The sequence below is a fragment of the Massilia soli genome, from assembly GCF_016809835.1.
GTDB lineage: Bacteria > Pseudomonadota > Gammaproteobacteria > Burkholderiales > Burkholderiaceae_D > Telluria_A > Telluria_A soli.
The window spans coordinates 480,200-496,593 of the sequence record NZ_JAFBIL020000003.1 but is presented as its reverse complement, the minus strand read 5'-3'; the positions used below and the strand labels follow the sequence as shown (position 1 = coordinate 496,593).

At 61.8% G+C, this 16,394-nt stretch carries 16 protein-coding genes; 3 read left to right on the top strand and 13 right to left on the bottom strand.

Annotated features, from left to right (window positions below):
• Positions 1-72: 72 nt before the first annotated feature.
• Genes I4X03_RS09685 through I4X03_RS09645 form a run of 9 tightly spaced genes read right to left on the bottom strand, consistent with a single transcriptional unit; the run spans position 73 to position 9,596 of the window.
• Complete coding sequence (locus tag I4X03_RS09685; RefSeq protein ID WP_223468008.1) at positions 73-3,054, bottom strand: DUF6701 domain-containing protein; 2,982 nt, start codon at positions 3,052-3,054, stop codon at positions 73-75.
• Positions 3,054-3,518: an agglutinin biogenesis protein MshP gene (locus I4X03_RS09680; RefSeq protein WP_223468007.1), complete on the bottom strand. Its 465-nt coding sequence runs from the start codon at positions 3,516-3,518 to the stop codon at positions 3,054-3,056. The genes I4X03_RS09685 and I4X03_RS09680 overlap by 1 nt, the downstream gene beginning before the upstream one ends.
• Positions 3,515-4,369, bottom strand: coding sequence for a type II secretion system protein (locus I4X03_RS09675; protein WP_223468006.1), 855 nt, complete (start codon positions 4,367-4,369; stop codon positions 3,515-3,517). Before I4X03_RS09675 ends, I4X03_RS09680 begins: the two co-directional genes overlap by 4 nt.
• Complete coding sequence (locus I4X03_RS09670) at positions 4,366-4,953, bottom strand: prepilin-type N-terminal cleavage/methylation domain-containing protein (protein ID WP_223468005.1); 588 nt, start codon at positions 4,951-4,953, stop codon at positions 4,366-4,368. Before I4X03_RS09670 ends, I4X03_RS09675 begins: the two co-directional genes overlap by 4 nt.
• The gene (locus I4X03_RS09665) at positions 4,943-5,494 is read right to left on the bottom strand and encodes a pilus assembly FimT family protein (protein ID WP_223468004.1); all 552 of its coding nucleotides are present in this window, start codon (positions 5,492-5,494) and stop codon (positions 4,943-4,945) included. Before I4X03_RS09665 ends, I4X03_RS09670 begins: the two co-directional genes overlap by 11 nt.
• 44 nt (positions 5,495-5,538) lie before the next feature.
• Positions 5,539-6,066 carry a type IV pilin protein gene (locus tag I4X03_RS23200; RefSeq protein WP_307735353.1) on the bottom strand — a complete coding sequence of 176 codons (528 nt, stop codon included), beginning with the start codon at positions 6,064-6,066 and terminating at the stop codon, positions 5,539-5,541.
• Between the two features lie 54 nt (positions 6,067-6,120).
• Entirely contained in the window at positions 6,121-6,663 is a 543-nt protein-coding gene (locus I4X03_RS09655; protein ID WP_223468003.1) for a hypothetical protein, read from the bottom strand.
• Complete coding sequence (locus I4X03_RS09650; protein WP_223468002.1) at positions 6,660-7,892, bottom strand: type II secretion system F family protein; 1,233 nt, start codon at positions 7,890-7,892, stop codon at positions 6,660-6,662. Before I4X03_RS09650 ends, I4X03_RS09655 begins: the two co-directional genes overlap by 4 nt.
• Positions 7,893-9,596, bottom strand: coding sequence for a GspE/PulE family protein (locus tag I4X03_RS09645; RefSeq protein ID WP_223468001.1), 1,704 nt, complete (start codon positions 9,594-9,596; stop codon positions 7,893-7,895).
• A 251-nt stretch (positions 9,597-9,847) separates the two neighbouring features.
• On the opposite strand from I4X03_RS09645, the gene I4X03_RS09640 reads away from it, so the two are divergent.
• From I4X03_RS09640 to I4X03_RS09630, 3 genes are all read left to right on the top strand, one after another.
• Entirely contained in the window at positions 9,848-10,552 is a 705-nt protein-coding gene (locus I4X03_RS09640) for a histidine phosphatase family protein (protein WP_223468000.1), read from the top strand.
• Positions 10,553-10,621: 69 nt separating this feature from the next.
• On the top strand, positions 10,622-11,698 hold the full coding sequence (locus I4X03_RS09635) for a phosphotransferase (RefSeq protein WP_223467999.1): 1,077 nt from the start codon (positions 10,622-10,624) through the stop codon (positions 11,696-11,698).
• 14 nt (positions 11,699-11,712) lie between these two features.
• Positions 11,713-12,936, top strand: a complete 1,224-nt coding sequence (locus I4X03_RS09630; RefSeq protein ID WP_223467998.1) for an acyl-CoA dehydrogenase family protein — start codon at positions 11,713-11,715, stop codon at positions 12,934-12,936.
• A 98-nt stretch (positions 12,937-13,034) separates the two neighbouring features.
• Here I4X03_RS09630 and I4X03_RS09625 read toward each other — a convergent pair whose 3' ends face one another.
• Genes I4X03_RS09625 through I4X03_RS09610 form a run of 4 tightly spaced genes read right to left on the bottom strand, consistent with a single transcriptional unit; the run spans position 13,035 to position 16,296 of the window.
• Positions 13,035-13,490: a MaoC family dehydratase gene (locus tag I4X03_RS09625; RefSeq protein ID WP_223467997.1), complete on the bottom strand. Its 456-nt coding sequence runs from the start codon at positions 13,488-13,490 to the stop codon at positions 13,035-13,037.
• Positions 13,483-13,953 (bottom strand): MaoC family dehydratase, encoded by a 471-nt coding sequence (locus tag I4X03_RS09620; RefSeq protein ID WP_223467996.1) that lies wholly within the window; start codon positions 13,951-13,953, stop codon positions 13,483-13,485. The genes I4X03_RS09625 and I4X03_RS09620 overlap by 8 nt, the downstream gene beginning before the upstream one ends.
• Positions 13,950-15,095 carry an acyl-CoA dehydrogenase family protein gene (locus tag I4X03_RS09615; protein ID WP_223467995.1) on the bottom strand — a complete coding sequence of 382 codons (1,146 nt, stop codon included), beginning with the start codon at positions 15,093-15,095 and terminating at the stop codon, positions 13,950-13,952. Before I4X03_RS09615 ends, I4X03_RS09620 begins: the two co-directional genes overlap by 4 nt.
• Before the next feature lie 10 nt (positions 15,096-15,105).
• Complete coding sequence (locus I4X03_RS09610) at positions 15,106-16,296, bottom strand: acyl-CoA dehydrogenase family protein (protein ID WP_223467994.1); 1,191 nt, start codon at positions 16,294-16,296, stop codon at positions 15,106-15,108.
• Positions 16,297-16,394 lie beyond the last annotated feature (98 nt).

Genomic DNA, 16,394 nt, shown 5'->3' with positions numbered 1-16,394 from the left:
ATTATCGATACAAAATTTGCAAGTGGGAAATAAAAAGTGGTACTTGCGTGCAAATTCACCACGCGAAGACGATCAGTGGAGCTCGCGCAGGTAGATCAGGGGGCTCTTGTAGGTGCCGAATTTGAGCCGGCCTTTGGTGCTTGGAAGCCACGGATGGTGGTTCATGATCAGGTCGACCGTGCCGGTTTTGGCAGGGTTGACCTTGATGAAGAAGCCCGCTACGCCTTTGTCGAGCAATAGCAGCGTATCCGGCGTGAAGCTAGGGACGAGTCCGCCCGCATTCGAGAACAGCGCCTTTTTGGGGTCGACCTCGTTACGACCGGTATCGTTTTTGCTCAGTTCCCAATTGGTGCCGGTCCAGTATTGTCCGTTCACCTTCAACGGCAGCGCGAGCCGTTCGGAGCCATGAACATTCGGTACGAACAACCGTCCGCTGACGATCCTGATGCCGACCTCGAACGACTCGCCAGCCTTGTCGGAGGTGACGCCGTCGCCGTCAATCTCCGCGGCACGCAGGTAAATGTCGGCCGGGGCGCTCCATGTTGCCTGGGGCGCAGTGTGGACGAACGGCCTGGTCAGGTCGTAACTCACCTCACCGACCGCTTTGCCGTCATTGTCTTTCAACGCCGTTTTGTTGAAGGACGTGCCTTCGATGGCTTTCAGGGTAGCGAAGCCGGCGACCCGCGGCTGGTCTTTGGCCGCTCCGGACCAGGCCGTCAAACCAACCTTGCGCGCCAACACGCTGTGATAGTTGATGGTTGGCGTACCGCCTTCGGCCAGGGCGGCGACGGTCACCGCGATCGGCTGCAAGGAATAGGCGGCGGTCTTGACATCGGCATCGTCATCGCATTTCATATTCGTCACGCATTTCATCACCACGGCCGATGTCGTGAAGTGGTGCGGAATAAACCTGGCATAGGCACTCTTCAAGGTGACAGGCTTCTGCAGATAGGTCGTGGTGCTGAGGACCGGCGTCAATTTGACGACCCCGACTTCGGGAAAGGCGAAGGTCCCGCTCGCCTTGTTGGCGGCGCCTGAAAATGCCATCTTTTCAATGATTTCCGGTAGCGCACTCATCGCTGCGAAGGCTGTCGATCCTGCCACCCCCCCGTTTGCCACGCCAGGGGCCAGGAATGTCACTGGCGTTGATTCCCTTCCGAAATTAGGCGCCAGCTGCGGCTCAGCTCCGCCGGTATAGGCGCCAACTTCAAGGCTGAATGTGGCGCCAGCCTTGCCAAATACCGTACTGAACTGATCGATCGGCTCATCCAGCAAACCCGGCGCGCCAGTCGTAAAGCGGATCTCATGGGGAACCGATACAAATGTGGGACTGACGATCGAAGCCTTGTCGACACCCATCTGGGCCGCGAGCTGGATAAGGCCAACGTCGTTGTACACAATATTGAGCGCAACGGATGGGATTTTCGACTTGAACAGTAGCGACGCGTTGTTCGACCATATAGCGGCACCGCTGTCATCGACGCTGGCGCACAAGGGCATTTGCGCGCCGTTATACGTAGCACTGACGCCGGCGTTACGGTTCGGATCATGGCAAACCATCCGGATTTTCATGTCAACCGTCATGTCTTTTGTGGGCCCGGTCGGCACCCGGTCCTTGGAAAGCGCCGTCATGTAGATGCGCGCATCTTCGCCCGCCTTCACCTCGGGCAAAATCTCGCTGCAGGTCTGTGTTGGTGCGCCGAACGCCAGCCCGTCGACACATGCGCCAGAAGTAAAGACATAGTCGGCGGCACCCGAAACTACCGTCGATTTCACACTCGCCGCATTGTTCCCGGTCTGGGGATCAAACGTTTTGCCGGTGACCAGCGCGCTGGCTGTGATATCGCCGGTTCCAGTCACCTTCACAGTCAGCGTCAGCGCAGGCAGGGATTTCCCGGCAGACAAGGCGGTGGTGCTGGTACATGTCACTTTCTGGCCTATCCCTTCGCACGACCAGCCATCGCCGGTACCAGACACGTAGGTCAACCCGGCTGGCAAGGTGCTGGTCACCACGGTGGGACTGTTCGCAATACTTGGCCCCAGGTTGGTGACGCCGATGGTGTAGCTGGCGTTTTGGCCCTGGGTCAACTGACCGTTCAGCTGCATCGAGATGCTCAGGTCGGCCAGCGGGATGTTTGGCAACGCGACCACCTCGGCGCTGAGCAAGACCAGATCCTGCCCCGACTGGTAGCGGGTCGAGGCCGTCGTCTGGCCAGATTTGATGACGGGATTGCCGACCGTGTAAGCATCGAAATCGATGCCGTAAGACGCATCGTCGCCGTTGATGCTGCTCTTCGAGTTGAACTGGTTGCCGCTCGGATTGCGCGAATCGGTCAACTCATAATTGTTGAACAGCAGGTCTTCGCCGGAGCCATCCAGGGTCGAATCGCCTTCCCATGTAACGTGCCCTACCCTGCCGGTCGCGGTGCCGATTGGATCGGGGATACGAAAACCACTCAGGTTCAGCGTGAATCCGCTGTAGCGCATGTACTGGAAACCTTCATACAGGTTCAGCATCCGGAACGGCTGGTTGGCGTCGGAATAGATGACGACCAGCGAGAAGCCGCCCAGTACGCCTTCAACCGCGCAATAGGGCGAATCGTAATCGACGGTCAAGCCACGAAATGCGTAGGTAGCGTTACGTTTGATCTTGACCTGCGCCGTGACGTCGGCCGCGCCGGAGAAATAGTTGTAGTTGTTGCCGATCGTCGTCGAGTAATAACGCCGATCGCTCGGGGCGGAAATCGCCGCACCGTCCATTGTGACGGTGAAGTCCGGGTTATACCCGGAACCGGCCCAGTAGAGCTGCGCACTCAGAATCGTGGCCGACGCTGGAATGCCCGTCAGCGCCGCATACCTGTCGACGGACGGGGCAAACACTCGGCAGGGACTGTTGTTCGACCTGTCGCGAATGGTTTTCTGGGTGCCGACAAAGTTGACGTTGCCCACGTGGCTCTGGAACATGCGAATGGGCGTGTCCGCGCGCGCGCCCTGCCATGCCAGCAATAGCAGCATCAGCACAAAGCGCACCACTGGCAAGTTCCAACGCGCCATCAGAAGGTTACCTCCATCACGCGCTGTACGTAGTCGCTGCTGTTGCTCGGGTTCGGGCAGGTGCCCGCCGCACTGGGCGCGTTGCAGGCAACGACGGTCACCTTGCGCTGGTCGAGCGCCTCTGTGTCGCCGCTTTCGGTATCCGGACCTTCGATCAGGGTACAGGCCACCGTCACGGTAAATGCGCCGAGCGATGTGCCCTGTGGCATGGCGAAAGAATTGGTGGCGTTGCAGGGATCGGGACGCTGGTGCTTGAACACGCCCCACTCGATCCCGGCGCGCGCCGCCTGGTACGCGCGCGTACCTTGCACGTCAAGCGCGGAGCTGGTTTGCTGCGTGGTAAAGACGGTAACCATGGCCACCGCCAGTCCGGCGATCACGACCAGCAGGAAAATCGCCGTAACCAGGCCAACGCCGCGGCTGCGCGCCAATGCTGGCGTGACGGATGACATGGCGCGGCTCATGGCGTGTTATCCACGTGGACCTGATGGACCAGCTTGATGCGCTCGCCGTCGTCAGGCGATGCGAGGGTCAGCGTCAGCGACACCAGCGCTCCACGGCTGTTGGCGTCGGTCGAATAGTCGAATTTACAGCTGGTCACGTTTTTCGCCAACAGGTTCGACGGGAACAATCCCGCTGTCGGCTTGCCTTTGACGATGCCGTAGTTGGACTGGCGGCTAAGGGTGCGCGCAACGAGATCGCAAGAATAGGTCACTGGCGCGCCGACCACATGAAAGCGCGCTCCTGGCGATGGCATTGATGGGTTCTGCCGGGCAAACGGATTGTCGTCGAGGGCGATCTGGTAGAGCCCCTTGGCGGCATCGATGGTGGTCAACGATTCGACAGTAGCGCGGTTGCTGCCGGCATACGCATCTGCCTGGTCAATGCCGAGGTTGTACACCACGACATAATCCCCCTTCACGATGGCATTCTTCGCATTCGGCTGGTGCCCAACCATGGTGAATGTCAGGTTGGCCGGGTTGACGAAATCAAGTACGGGCTGGCCTGTCAGATCGTCATCCGGCGTCAGGTAGCGACCACCGGCTTTCGTCATGAAGAAGGAAATCGCGGTCTCGTTCGTTACGACAATGCTGTTTGGCAGCGCCAGCCGAAGGTCGCGCGCCATCCGGCGCAAAGCGAGGTCAGCGGTGTCGGTCAGTTCGGCGCGCTGGACGCTATCGCGGTAGCCCTGTATGGGCATGCGGATGAATACCGCCACGACCGCACCCAGTACGCCAATGATGACGATGACCATCACCGCCTCGATCAGCGTGAAGCCCGCGTGGCCGCCGCGTCGGAACAGCTGCGCGCTCATGGGAAAGTAGGCGCGTAGCGCGTGCGGTAGGTATCGAGTGCCAGCGTGGTGCCGTCGTAAGCCACCTCGACGGTGATGCGCAGCACATCGGTATCTGCCGAGGTCCCGGTAGCGCCAATGCCGTTTAATACGGCCGGGCGGACGGTGACCGTGGCCGTATAGCCATCGACGTCCATCACATTGCCATTGAGATCTGTCAGCTTGCCATTGGCGTTGTCGAAGGCCGCCTTGGCGACGCCAGCCGTGTCGACATAATCATTGATGTTGTCATACGGACGCGTACCAATCGGTTCGCCACCGGTACCCTGGCCGAACGATTCCCTGATATTGCAGTCTGCCGCACCGGTGGCTTGCGTGGTCTTCGGGTCGGTTGGATCGCAATAGGTGAACCCGGCCAGACGAACTTCTTCCAACAGGCTCTCGGCAATCATCAGCGCCTGCTTCTGGCGTACTGGATCGGCACTGTTTCTGGTGGTGAAGTTCAACACCTGCAGCAATGCGGCCAGCGCGACACCGATGATCACGATGAACATGACCAGTTCGATCAGGGTCACGCCGCGCTGTTGGCCGGTTTTAATAGACATAACCAGTTTCCGGCTCGACCGTGATGACGCGATTGCCGGCGATCGTCACTTTCACCCGCTGGAAATTCGCGAGGGCGCCGGTTGTGGTCACGTTATGCGGCTTGCCCAGTGCGTCAAAGGCAAACAAGGATGCCGGTCCCGAAAACGTCTGGGTGACGCCTCCGGGAGCGCCCTCGCAGAACCACGATCCGGAGGTGTCGCAATGTTTGAGAGTAAGTGCGGAGCCACTGTTGGCGCCGGAGGGTGCGGTGACGCGGGCACCGCCCGTACATTCCCGTTCGAAGCACAGGGCAATCCGGTCCGCATTGATGAGCGCGTAGACCGGTCGGTTTTGTGCAACTGCCAGCTTCTGGCCGTAGCGCAGCATCGCGCGCGTCTGGTCGGCGAAGGTGTCGGCGTCAAAGCTGGAACGGTCAAAAAAACGCGTGGCGGCGATGGTGCCAAGCACGCCGATGATGACCAGCACGGCGATCAACTCCACCATGGTGACGCCGCGTTGCGATCGCCGGACGTGACTGTGGCCGGTCACGATCGTCGACATCCGAGAATCGTAGCCGGCCACAAGTGAGAATACGATGAACTGGCTTATTCGCAGTTGGCTGCGGTTGCAACAATCGTCAGCGTAGGAGCGTCAGTCTTGTTGACCGGCTCTTTGTACTTGACGTAGCACGTCAGGCCCGCCGGGGAACCTTTCAGGCTCATAGGAACGATCATGACTTCGCCGGCGACTACTGAGGTGTAGCTGGCGGTATTGTTGGTCCCTGGACCGAACACCTGATAGTCATCGGTCAGGCCGGCGGCTTTTGCCAGTTCGGCGTTTCCTGTCGGATAGCCGCTGCCATTTGCAGCGAAGCTGATCGAAGCACCTTCCACATTCAGTGTGGTCAACGGTGTTCCAGTGCTGTTGACCAGATACTTGCCCTTCGCCATGGCAGCCGTGGCACTCAAAGCACCCTTCGCCGCTTGCAGGCTCGCCAGGCGAGCATCACCGCCAAGGCTGGAGAATTTCGGCAACGCGGTAGCGGCCAGGATGCCCAGGATGACGATAACGACGATCAGTTCGATCAGCGTGAAACCCGATTGGACAGTGCGCTTCATGTTCGGCTTGTTCATCTAAAACTCTCCAGTGCTGTGCTCTTAAGGATGCGGTGCGCATCCATTTCTTGTTTAGTTAACGACGATCTCTTCCGTTACTTGATCCAGGACGACACCCTTATTTCCAGCTGGCAGCCCAGAAGTCTTGCCCTCATGCAAGGTCAAGTCGTTGAATTCTACCTTGAATCTGAGCAATGTTAGTTCCTGACGGGGGAAACTTTTAACTTTCGACTGGATATATACGAGTTCCTTCTTGCCGCGGTCAAAGTACCAACTGTCATCGGGAAGCGCGGCTCCCTCTGGAGAATAGTATTCGCCCAGGTAATTCGCAGGTAGTTCGACCAGCCAGGACATTGGGTTCTCATCAATAATTCGATGCAACTCGTGTTCCCTTTTCGCAACAGATAGTTGCGCACTTCGTACGCTGAGCGCGGTACGCAGGGTGCCAACCAGCTGTTGAACAGCCACCTGCCTGGCTTCTACTTGATAGGAATGCAATCGATACAGCAACAAGGACGTTAGCAGCCCGACAACAATCACGACCACCGCGAACTCGAACAAGCTGAACCCGCGCGATCGCAGCTGCGACATTGCCGGCCGCGGTGTATCGGTCATTTCTTCAGCGCCGCGCTGCCAAGATCCCAAATCGGCAGGAAAATGCCAAGTGCCAGCACCAGCACCATGACACCGAGGAAGGTAATCAGGATAGGTTCGATCTGTGCCGAAAGCGTCTTGAGCTCGTAGTCGACCTCGCGCTCGTACATTTCGGCAATTTCATCCATCAGGTCGTCAAGCGAGCCCGACTCCTCGCCCACGGCGATCATTTGCAGCACGATTGGCGTAAATACGCCAGCCGTCACCGACGTCCGCAAAATCGATTCGCCGCGCTCGACGCCGTCGCGCATCTGCTCGATGCGCGCACACAGGTAGGCGTTATCGACGGTCTGCGAGACCACCGTCAGCGCGTGCACGATTGGCACCCCGCTCTTGGACGACAGTGCAAAGCTGCGCGCAAAGCGGGCCATGGTGCCCTTCAGGATGATCTTGCCGGCAATCGGGATGCCTAGCTTCTTCCGGTCCCACGTGTAGCGCCCGGCCGGTGTGGCAATCCATGCGCGTGCCGCTGCGATGACGCCAACCAGCGCCACCAGCAGCACCATCCAGTAATCGAGCATGAACCGCGATGTCCCCATCAGGATGCGCGTCATCAGGGGCAGCTCGGTGTGCATGGCGGCGAACACCTTGGCGAACTGAGGGATCACAAATATGTTCACAACCACCATTGCTATGACCATCGCGATCACGACGAAAGTCGGATAGCGGGTGGCGGACTTGACCCGGTTGCGCATGTCGCGGTCGAACTCAAGGTGGTCGAACAAACGCAGGAAAACTTCCTCGAGGCGGCCGGTCATTTCGCCGACCTTGACCATCGAAAGGTAGAAGTTATTGAAGACTTCGGGGTGGCGGCGCATCGCCGAGGACAGCTCGCGGCCCGAGTCGAGCGACTCGCGCAGGTCCTTGATCACGCGCGCGAACGATTTGCTCACCGCGGACTCTTGCAGCCCCGCCAGGCCGCGCATGATCGGCACGCCGGACTTGAGCAGCGTATAGAGCTGGCGGCTGAACAGCTGCACGTCCATCGACGTGACCTTCTTTTCGGTCAGCTTGTCCCACAAGGTCTGGCCGCTGGAGCTGGCGGCGGTCTTGTTGGTCAGCGTGATCTCGATTGGCGTCACGCCGGTGCCGAACAGCTGGTCGGCCACCGAGCCGCTATCGAGCCCTTCGAGCACGCCCTGCATCAACTCGCCGCGCGCGTTACGGCCTTTATAGGCGAAGAACGGCACTTAGTCCTCCTGCTGGTTACTGATGCGCATCGCTTCGGCCACGGTGGTGCGGCCCTGCACCGCCAGCTGCACGGCGTGGCGGCGCAAGGTGGCGCCGGCCATCTCCTGGTGCGCGGCCTTGAGGAAGTGCGCCGGGTCCGGATGGTTCGACGCGTCGACCACGGCCTGCGTCATCTCCAGCAGTTCGTACACGCCGGTCCGGCCGCGATAGCCCATGCCGTTGCAGTGCGAGCAGCCCTTGCCGTGGAAGAAGCGGGCCTTGTCGACGTGCTCGCGCAGTTCGTGGCGCAGCCATTCGTGCTCGGCCGGCGACACCTGATGCGGCTCGGTGCAGCTTTCGCAGATCACCCGCACCAGGCGCTGGGCCAGCACGGCCTGCAGCGAGCTGCCCACCATGTAGCGCGGCACGCCCATGTCCATCAGGCGCAGCGGGGTACTGGCCGCGTCGTTGGTGTGCAAGGTCGACAGCACCAGGTGACCGGTCATCGCGGCGCGCAGGCCGATCTGGGCGGTTTCCTGGTCGCGCATCTCGCCGACCAGCACAATGTCCGGATCCTGGCGCAGCGCCGAGCGCAGCACGCGCGCGAACGACAGTTCGATCTTCTCGTTGACCTGCACCTGGTTGATGCCAGGGAGGCGGTATTCGACCGGGTCTTCGACGGTGATCAGCTTCTTTTCCAGCGAATTGAGTTCGGCCAGCGCACTATACAAGGTGGTGGTCTTGCCGCTGCCGGTCGGTCCGGTGACCAGCACCAGGCCATTCGGGCGCTGCACAATGGCGCGGAAGCGCTCGACCAGCTTGGGCGGCATGCCGATGGCATCGAGCCGCAAGGTAGTGCCGCCCTGGTTCAGCAAACGCATCACGACCGACTCGCCGTACTGGGTCGGCATCGTCGAAATACGCACGTCGATGCGCTGCTGCTTGACCTTGATGGCGAAGCGGCCATCCTGCGGCAGGCGCTTCTCGGAGATGTCGAGGTCCGACATCAGCTTCAGGCGCAGCGCCAGCGGCGTGGCAATCTTGATGTCGGCTTCGGTTTGCAGGTGCAGCACGCCGTCGATGCGGAAGCGGATCTGAAGGCGCGATTCCTGCGGTTCGATATGGATGTCGGAGGCGCGGACCTGGGTGGCATCGTCGAACACCGATTGCAGCAGCTTGACGATCGGCGCCTCTTCCAGCCCCGGGTTGGCGGCCAGCGCGCCGAAGTCGACGAAGGTATCGCCCAGGTCCTGTTCCAGCTCGCGCGCGGCCTCGGAGATGTCGTCGGTGCGGCGGTAGATGCGGTCGATCGCAGCCAGCACTTCGGTCTCGTTGACCACGGCCAGTTCGATGTTTTGCTTGACCAGCCGCGCGATCTCGTCGTACGCGAACAGGTCGGTCGGGTCGGACAGGCCCACCAGCAGGCTGCCGCGCCGGTCTTCCAGCACCAGCGCGCGGAAGCGGCGCGCCTGGGTTTCCGGCAGCAGGCGCACCAGCTCCGGGTTGATGTTGTAGAACTTCAGGTTGATGAACGGGATATCCAGCTGACGCGCAAGCGCGCCCGAAATCTGCTCTTCGGTAACAAAACCGTGCTCGACGAACACGCGGCCAAGCTTGCGTCCGGTACGTTTTTGCTCGCCCAGCGCCATGCCCAACTGTTCTTCGGATAAAAGCTTTTGCTGGACAAGGATTTCTCCAAGCCGGACTTTTTCTGGCCTTGCCATTGACTACCCCGTAAGTGTTCTCATCGCGCGACTGCACCGGCGTCGCTCCCGCAGAGGCGGGAGCCTGTAGCGCGGCTGATTGGCGACGCTATGGATTCCCCCTTTCGCGGGAATGACGATACTTCTGACCGCGCGGCCCATTTTAGTCTAGAAATGGTGGACATTTGACGTATGGAATGATTTCTCTGAGCATGTTTGTGAAAACCCGACAGAGTAAGCTACAGTGGTGTTTTCTGTTTGCCACCTTTCCCATGCCGAACCGCGCATCGCAACGCCGCCGCATTTTCCTGATGCGCCACGGCAGCGTCACCTACTTCGACGATTCCGGCAAGCCGGTCTTGCCCGAGACCGTGCCCCTCAACGAGCTCGGGCGCGAACAAGCCAGCGCCGCCGGCCGCGCATTTGCCGCCGACCAGGTGCGCTTCGACCGGGTCATCGTGTCGGGCTTGCCGCGCACTGTGGAAACGGCGCGCCGCGTCTTGATGGAAACGGGTCAGGACATCGAACCAGAAGCCTGGCCGGAGCTGGAAGAAATCCGCGGCGGGCGCCTGTCTGCCATTCCCGACCATCAGCTGAAAAGCGCCTTCACCGGCGTGTTCGAGGGCCTCGTCGGCGAAGACCAGCGCTTTCTCGGCGGCGAGTCGGTCGGCGAGCTGATGGACCGGATCCACCCGGCGATCGCCCGCCTGCGCGCCGACCAGGACTGGGACACGGTGCTGCTGGTGCTGCATGGCGGCGTCAACTGCGCCATCCTGTCGCTGGCACTGACCGGCCAGCGCATGTTCCTGGGCGGCCTGTCGCAGATGGCCGGCTGCATCAACGCGCTTGATGTTGGCGACGCAGAGCACGACTGGGTTGTGCGCTTTGCCAACTACGCGCCACCCTCCCCGCTGCAGGCGCAGGCGCGCAGCACGACCATGGAACAGCTGTTCGAACAATACAAAAAGTTCCGGTGATTTTTTTGCATTCAAAAAGTACGGTCGTTCTATTCATGGGCTAGAATGGGTCGATAATAAGGAGACACGATGTACGAAGACATGATGGGGACCAAACCGGTCTCGGAACGCCAGAAATTCGATGTCAACGCCCTCGACGCCTACATGCGCCAGCACGTGGAAGGCTACCTGGGCGGACCGCTGTCAGTGGAACAATTCAAGGGCGGCCAGTCGAACCCGACCTTCAAGGTCAGCAACGCCAGCCAGCAATACGTGCTGCGCACCAAGCCGGGCCCGGCGGCCAAGCTGCTGCCCTCGGCACACGCGATCGACCGCGAATTCCGCGTCATGGACGCACTGCAGAAAGCCGGCTTCCCGGCGCCCCGCCAGTACGCGCTGTGCCTGGATGAGGCGGTGATCGGGCGCGCCTTCTTCATCATGGAGTTGGTCGAAGGCCGGGTGCTGTGGGAGCAGTCGTTGCCCGGCATGACACCGGCCGAGCGCGGCGCCATCTACGATGAGATGAACCGCGTGATCGCCCAGCTGCACACGGTCGACTACGCCGCCATCGGCCTGGCCGACTACGGCAAGCCCGGCAACTATTTCGCCCGCCAGATCGAACGCTGGACCCGTCAATACCAGGCCTCCAGCACCGAGACCATCGACGCGATGGACAAGCTGATCGAGTGGCTGCCCAACAATATCCCGCCGGGCGACGACACCGCGATCGTCCATGGGGACTTCCGTCTCGACAACCTGATCTTCCACCCGACCGAGCCGCGCATCCTGGCGGTGCTGGACTGGGAACTGTCGACGCTGGGCCACCCGGCCGCCGATTTCTCCTACCACTGCATGAGCTGGCATATCCCGCCGGGCAAGTTCCGCGGCATTGGCGGGCTCGACCTGAAGGAGCTGGGCATCCCCAGCCAGGAGGAATACATCGCTTGCTACTGCGCGCGCACCGGCAAGACCATCCGCGCGGAAGACTTCAATTTCTACCTCGCCTACAACATGTTCCGCCTCGCAGGAATCATGCAGGGCATCATGAAGCGCTATGTGGACGGCACCGCGTCGAGTGCGCAGGCGTTGGAAAACGGCAAGGCGGCGCGGCCGATGGCCGAGATGGGCTGGCACTACGCCCAGCTGGCCATCGCCAAACAAGACTAACCTCAAGGACGATCATGGATTTCGACTATTCCGACCGCTGCAAGGAACTGCAAGCACGCCTGCTCGCCTTCATGGACGAGCACATCTATCCGAACGAGAAAGCCTTCAAGCAGGAAGTCGACAGCAATGGCCGCGACAAGGGCGACCGCTGGATTCCGACCGAGCTGATCGAGCGCCTCAAGCCGCTGGCGCGCGAACAGGGCCTGTGGAACCTGTTCCTGCCCAAGTCGCCACGTGCGCCGGAAGGCTTGTCGAACCTCGATTACGCGCCGCTGTGCGAGATCATGGGCCGGGTCAGCTGGGCGCCCGAAGTGTTCAACTGCGCCGCGCCGGATACCGGCAACATGGAAACCATCGAACGCTACGGCAGCGAACAGCACAAGCGCGACTGGCTCGAACCGCTGCTGCGCGGCGAAATCCGTTCGGCGTTTGCGATGACCGAGCCGGATGTGGCCTCGTCCGACGCCACCAACATCCAGACCCGCATCGAGCGCGACGGCGACGGCTACGTCATCAATGGCCACAAGTGGTGGATCTCGGGTGCTGGCGATCCGCGCTGCAAGATCTTCATCGTCATGGGCAAGACCGACCCTGACGCAGCGCGCCACGCCCAGCAGTCGATGCTGATGGTGCCTGCCGATACCCCGGGCATCACGATCACGCGTCCGCTGCCGGTGTTCGGTTATGACGACGCGCCGCACGGCCACTGCGAAATCCTGTTCGACAATGTGCGCGTGCCGGCGTCCGGCATGCTGCTGGGCGAGGGCCGCGGCTTTGAAATCGCCCAGGGCCGCCTCGGGCCGGGCCGCATCCACCACTGCATGCGCGCCATCGGCGTGGCCGAGCGGGCGCTGGAGCTGATGTGCAAACGGCTCGACAGCCGGGTCGCCTTTGGCAAGAAGATTTCGGAACAGGGCGTGTGGCGCGAGCGGATCGCCGAGTCGCGCATCCGCATCGACATGGCCCGCCTGCTGACCCTGAAGGCCGCGTCGATGATGGACACCGTCGGCAACAAGAAGGCGCAGGCTGAAATCGCGATGATCAAGGTGGTGGCGCCCAACGTCGCCCAGCAAGTGCTGGACTGGGCGATCCAGGCCCATGGCGCGGCCGGCGTGTCGGACGACTTCCCGCTTGCTTACCAGTGGGCCGGCAACCGCACATTGCGGCTGGCCGATGGGCCGGACGAGGTGCACCGCAACGCGGTAGCCAAGCTGGAGCTGGCGAAGCACGCGATTTGACGCAGCGCGTGAGGTTGGCTGGCACCGCCATCGCGGTTCCGGCTAATGCGGCGGAGGCGCACTGCGTGCTTGTCCGCCCTACCTCCGCCGAATTGACTTTATAGGTAGCAGCGCATCACGAATTCGGCGACGCATACCGGCTTCGCTTCCCCTTCGCGCTCCACTGCGACATCCCACACGAGCTGCGTCCCGCCTTCGATGTCGTCACACGCCTGCAGCACCAGCCTGGCCCGCAGGCGGCTCCCTACCGGCACCGGCGCGGGAAACCGCACCTTGTTCAGCCCATAGTTCAGCACCATGCGGAAATTGCGCAGCGTGACCGCGCTTTCAAACATCACCGGCAGTAGCGACAGCGTAAGGAACCCATGCGCGACCGGCACGCCAAACGGCGACTCGCGCCTGCAGCGCTCCGCGTCGACATGAATCCACTGATGGTCCGAGGTGGCGTCGGCGAACATGTTGATGCGCTGCTGGGAAATCTCCATCCACGGAGACAGCGCTGCCTCCGTGCCAACCAGGTCGCGAAGCTGGCCGGCGCTGGTCACTTCAAGCATCCGCGCCCTCTTGCGGGCGGCGGCCGTACATGCCCATGCCCTCAACGGTGCAGACCAGTTCTCCGTTCTGGTTGCGCGCTTCCCAGATCGACCAGACCACCCCGCGGTCCGGGCGCGAGGCCGAGGCCTTCACCTGCGTGGTGACATAGCGGACGCTGAGGGTGTCGTTCGGGCGCACCGGCAGGATCCAGCGCACCTTGTCGAGTCCCGGCGATCCCATGCTGGACGAGTTACCGAGCACGCTGTCGACCACAATGCGCATGATCATGCTGCAGGTGTGCCAGCCGCTGGCGATCACGCCGCCAAAGATCGACTCCTTCGCGGCGTCGCGGTCGACGTGGAAGGGCTGCGGGTCGAAGTCGGTGGCGAACTCGATGATCTCCTGCTCGGTCACGCTGCGCGATCCAAGCTCGATCTGCTGCCCGGGGTAGAAGTCTTCAAAATGCCAGCGGCGGGTACTCATGCGAATGCCCCCTGGGCAAAGCCCGGCTGCGCAATGAAGCGCGCCAGATGGTGGTCCGAGTCGCCCAGCGACAGTTCGATCATCGACAGGCGCTTGAAGTGGTGCGAGGCCGGCAGTTCGTCGGTCACGCCCATACCGCCATGCAGTTGCACCGCCTGCTGGCCGACAAACTTCGCCGCCTGGCCGACACGGAACTTGGCGGCCGATACCACGCGCCGGCGCTCGTTCGCGTCGGCAGAACCCAGCTTGACCGCCGCCAGCAGCGCCATCGACCGCGCCTGTTCGAGGTGGATGTACATGTCCGCCATGCGGTGCTGCAGCGCCTGAAATTTGCCAATCGGCGCGCCGAACTGGTTGCGCGTCTTGAGGTATTCGAGCGTGGCGGCGAAGATCGCTTCCATCGCGCCCAGCGCCTCGGCGCACAGCAAGCCGGCGCCATAGTCGGCGGCGGCGTCGAGGATGTCCCATCCTGCGCCGGCGCTGCCGATCAGTGCCGATGCCGGCACCTGCACATTGTCGAACGCGATGTCGGCGGCGCGCAGGCCGTCCAGCGTGCGGTAGTCCAGCACGCGCACCCCGGCGCTATCGCTCGGCACCACGAACAGGCTCACGCCAGCGGTATCGCGCTGCGCGCCTGAGGAGCGTGCGGACACGATCAGCCGCCCCGCCTGGCCGCCGTGGATGACCACGCTCTTGCGGCCGTTGATCACGTAACCGTCGCCAGCCGCGGAAGCGGTCGTGGCGATGTCGGCCAGGTCGTGGCGCGACTGCTTTTCGCCCAGCGCGCAGGCCAGCTTCAATTCTCCCCCCGCTACCTGTTCGAGCAAGCCTTCATGGCCGCCGCCAAGCTTGAGGAATTCCGCGCCCAGTACGGTCGCGAAATACGGCTCAACCACCAGGCCGCGACCCAGCTCCTGCATCACGACGAACATGTCGACCGCGGTTCCGCTGAAGCCGCCCTGCTCTTCCGGCACCGGCAGCGCCGTCATGCCCAGTTCGGCGAGGGTAGCCCAGGCCGCATCAGACACGCCGCTGTCGGAGTGAATGATCTTCTTGCGCGCTTCGAAGCTGTAGTCTTTGGTGATCCAGCGCTTGAGGGCATCGGCGAACTGCTGCTGCTCTTCTTTGAAATTGAATTCCATGCTCAGTCCCTCACAGGCCCAGGATCATCTGGGTGATGATGTTTCGTTGAATCTCGTTCGAGCCGCCGTAAATGGAGGTCTTGCGGAAGTTGAAGTAATGGCTGGCCAGCGGCGCGGCCGCGTCCTCGCCAGTGACTGCATGTTCGGTGTTGCCTTCGAGGTAGGCCGGGTCGAACGGCAGCGCCAGCGGACCGACGGCTTCAACCATCAGTTCGGACAAGGTCTGCTGGATATCGGTTCCGCGCACCTTCAGCACCGAGGCTTCAGGGCCGGGGGCCTTGTTTGCTTGCGCGAGTACGCGCAGCACCGTCATCTCAAGCGCCATCAGCTCGATCTCCAGCGTTGCGACCTTGGCTGAGAACAGCGGGTCATCGATCAGCGGCTTGCCGTTTTTGAACTGCGCGGCAGCCAGCTTTTTAAGCGACGACAGCTCGCGCTTCGAGCGGCCGACCGCGGCGATGCCGGTACGCTCGTGGCCAAGCAGGTACTTGGCGTAGGTCCAGCCCTTGTTCTCGTGGCCGATCAGGTTCTGCACCGGCACCTTGACGTTATCGAAGAAGACCTCGTTCACTTCGTGGTCTTCGTCGAGCATGATGATCGGGCGTACCGTCACGCCCGGCGCATGCATGTCGATCAGCAGGAACGAGATGCCCTCCTGCTTGCGCACGCCGCTGTCGGTGCGCACCAGGCAGAAGATCATGTCGGCGTGCTGCGCCAGGGTGGTCCAGGTTTTCTGGCCGTTGACGATGTAATGGTCGCCTTCGCGGACAGCGGTGGTCTTGAGCGACGCGAGGTCGGAGCCGGCGCCTGGCTCGGAGTAGCCCTGGCACCACCAGTCTTCGCACGACAGGATGCGCGGCAGGTAGTGGGATTTCTGGGCGTCGTTACCGAACGCCATGATGACCGGTGCGACCATGTTGACGCCGAAGGGCAGGATCGGAGGCGTGCCGGCGCGCGCGCATTCTTCGTCCCAGATGTGACGCTGCACTGGCGTCCAGCCGGTGCCGCCGTATTCGACCGGCCAGGCCGGCGCGATCCAGCCCTGTTCGGCGAGGATCTTGTGCCAGCGAACGTAATCCTCTTTGGACATGCGCAGGTGCTTGCGCACTTTCTGCTGCAGGTCGGCTGGCAGCTTGGCGTCGAGGAAGGCGCGCACGTGATCGCGAAACGCCAGGTCCTCGCTCGAATAGTTCAGGTCCATACAGTCTCCTTGTTAATCGCCGCTAAAAAAGCACGGTCGTTCACAAGAATTGTACATGAAAAAAACGCCGCCAAGGTATGCACCCGGCGGCGTTTTTG

What these genes read in the sequence shown, in the direction of transcription:
- I4X03_RS09610 (WP_223467994.1), bottom strand. Translation starts at nt 16,296, where the DNA reads ATGGACCTGAACTATTCGAGCGAGGACCTGGCGTTTCGCGATCACGTG.
- I4X03_RS09655 (WP_223468003.1), bottom strand. Translation starts at nt 6,663, where the DNA reads ATGACCGATACACCGCGGCCGGCAATGTCGCAGCTGCGATCGCGCGGG.
- I4X03_RS09680 (WP_223468007.1), bottom strand. Translation starts at nt 3,518, where the DNA reads ATGAGCCGCGCCATGTCATCCGTCACGCCAGCATTGGCGCGCAGCCGC.
- I4X03_RS09630 (WP_223467998.1), top strand. Translation starts at nt 11,713, where the DNA reads ATGGATTTCGACTATTCCGACCGCTGCAAGGAACTGCAAGCACGCCTG.
- I4X03_RS09675 (WP_223468006.1), bottom strand. Translation starts at nt 4,369, where the DNA reads ATGAGCGCGCAGCTGTTCCGACGCGGCGGCCACGCGGGCTTCACGCTG.
- I4X03_RS09685 (WP_223468008.1), bottom strand. Translation starts at nt 3,054, where the DNA reads ATGGCGCGTTGGAACTTGCCAGTGGTGCGCTTTGTGCTGATGCTGCTA.
- I4X03_RS09620 (WP_223467996.1), bottom strand. Translation starts at nt 13,953, where the DNA reads ATGAGTACCCGCCGCTGGCATTTTGAAGACTTCTACCCCGGGCAGCAG.
- I4X03_RS09645 (WP_223468001.1), bottom strand. Translation starts at nt 9,596, where the DNA reads ATGGCAAGGCCAGAAAAAGTCCGGCTTGGAGAAATCCTTGTCCAGCAA.
- I4X03_RS09665 (WP_223468004.1), bottom strand. Translation starts at nt 5,494, where the DNA reads ATGTCGACGATCGTGACCGGCCACAGTCACGTCCGGCGATCGCAACGC.
- I4X03_RS23200 (WP_307735353.1), bottom strand. Translation starts at nt 6,066, where the DNA reads ATGAACAAGCCGAACATGAAGCGCACTGTCCAATCGGGTTTCACGCTG.
- I4X03_RS09615 (WP_223467995.1), bottom strand. Translation starts at nt 15,095, where the DNA reads ATGGAATTCAATTTCAAAGAAGAGCAGCAGCAGTTCGCCGATGCCCTC.
- I4X03_RS09640 (WP_223468000.1), top strand. Translation starts at nt 9,848, where the DNA reads ATGCCGAACCGCGCATCGCAACGCCGCCGCATTTTCCTGATGCGCCAC.
- I4X03_RS09625 (WP_223467997.1), bottom strand. Translation starts at nt 13,490, where the DNA reads ATGCTTGAAGTGACCAGCGCCGGCCAGCTTCGCGACCTGGTTGGCACG.
- I4X03_RS09670 (WP_223468005.1), bottom strand. Translation starts at nt 4,953, where the DNA reads ATGTCTATTAAAACCGGCCAACAGCGCGGCGTGACCCTGATCGAACTG.
- I4X03_RS09635 (WP_223467999.1), top strand. Translation starts at nt 10,622, where the DNA reads ATGTACGAAGACATGATGGGGACCAAACCGGTCTCGGAACGCCAGAAA.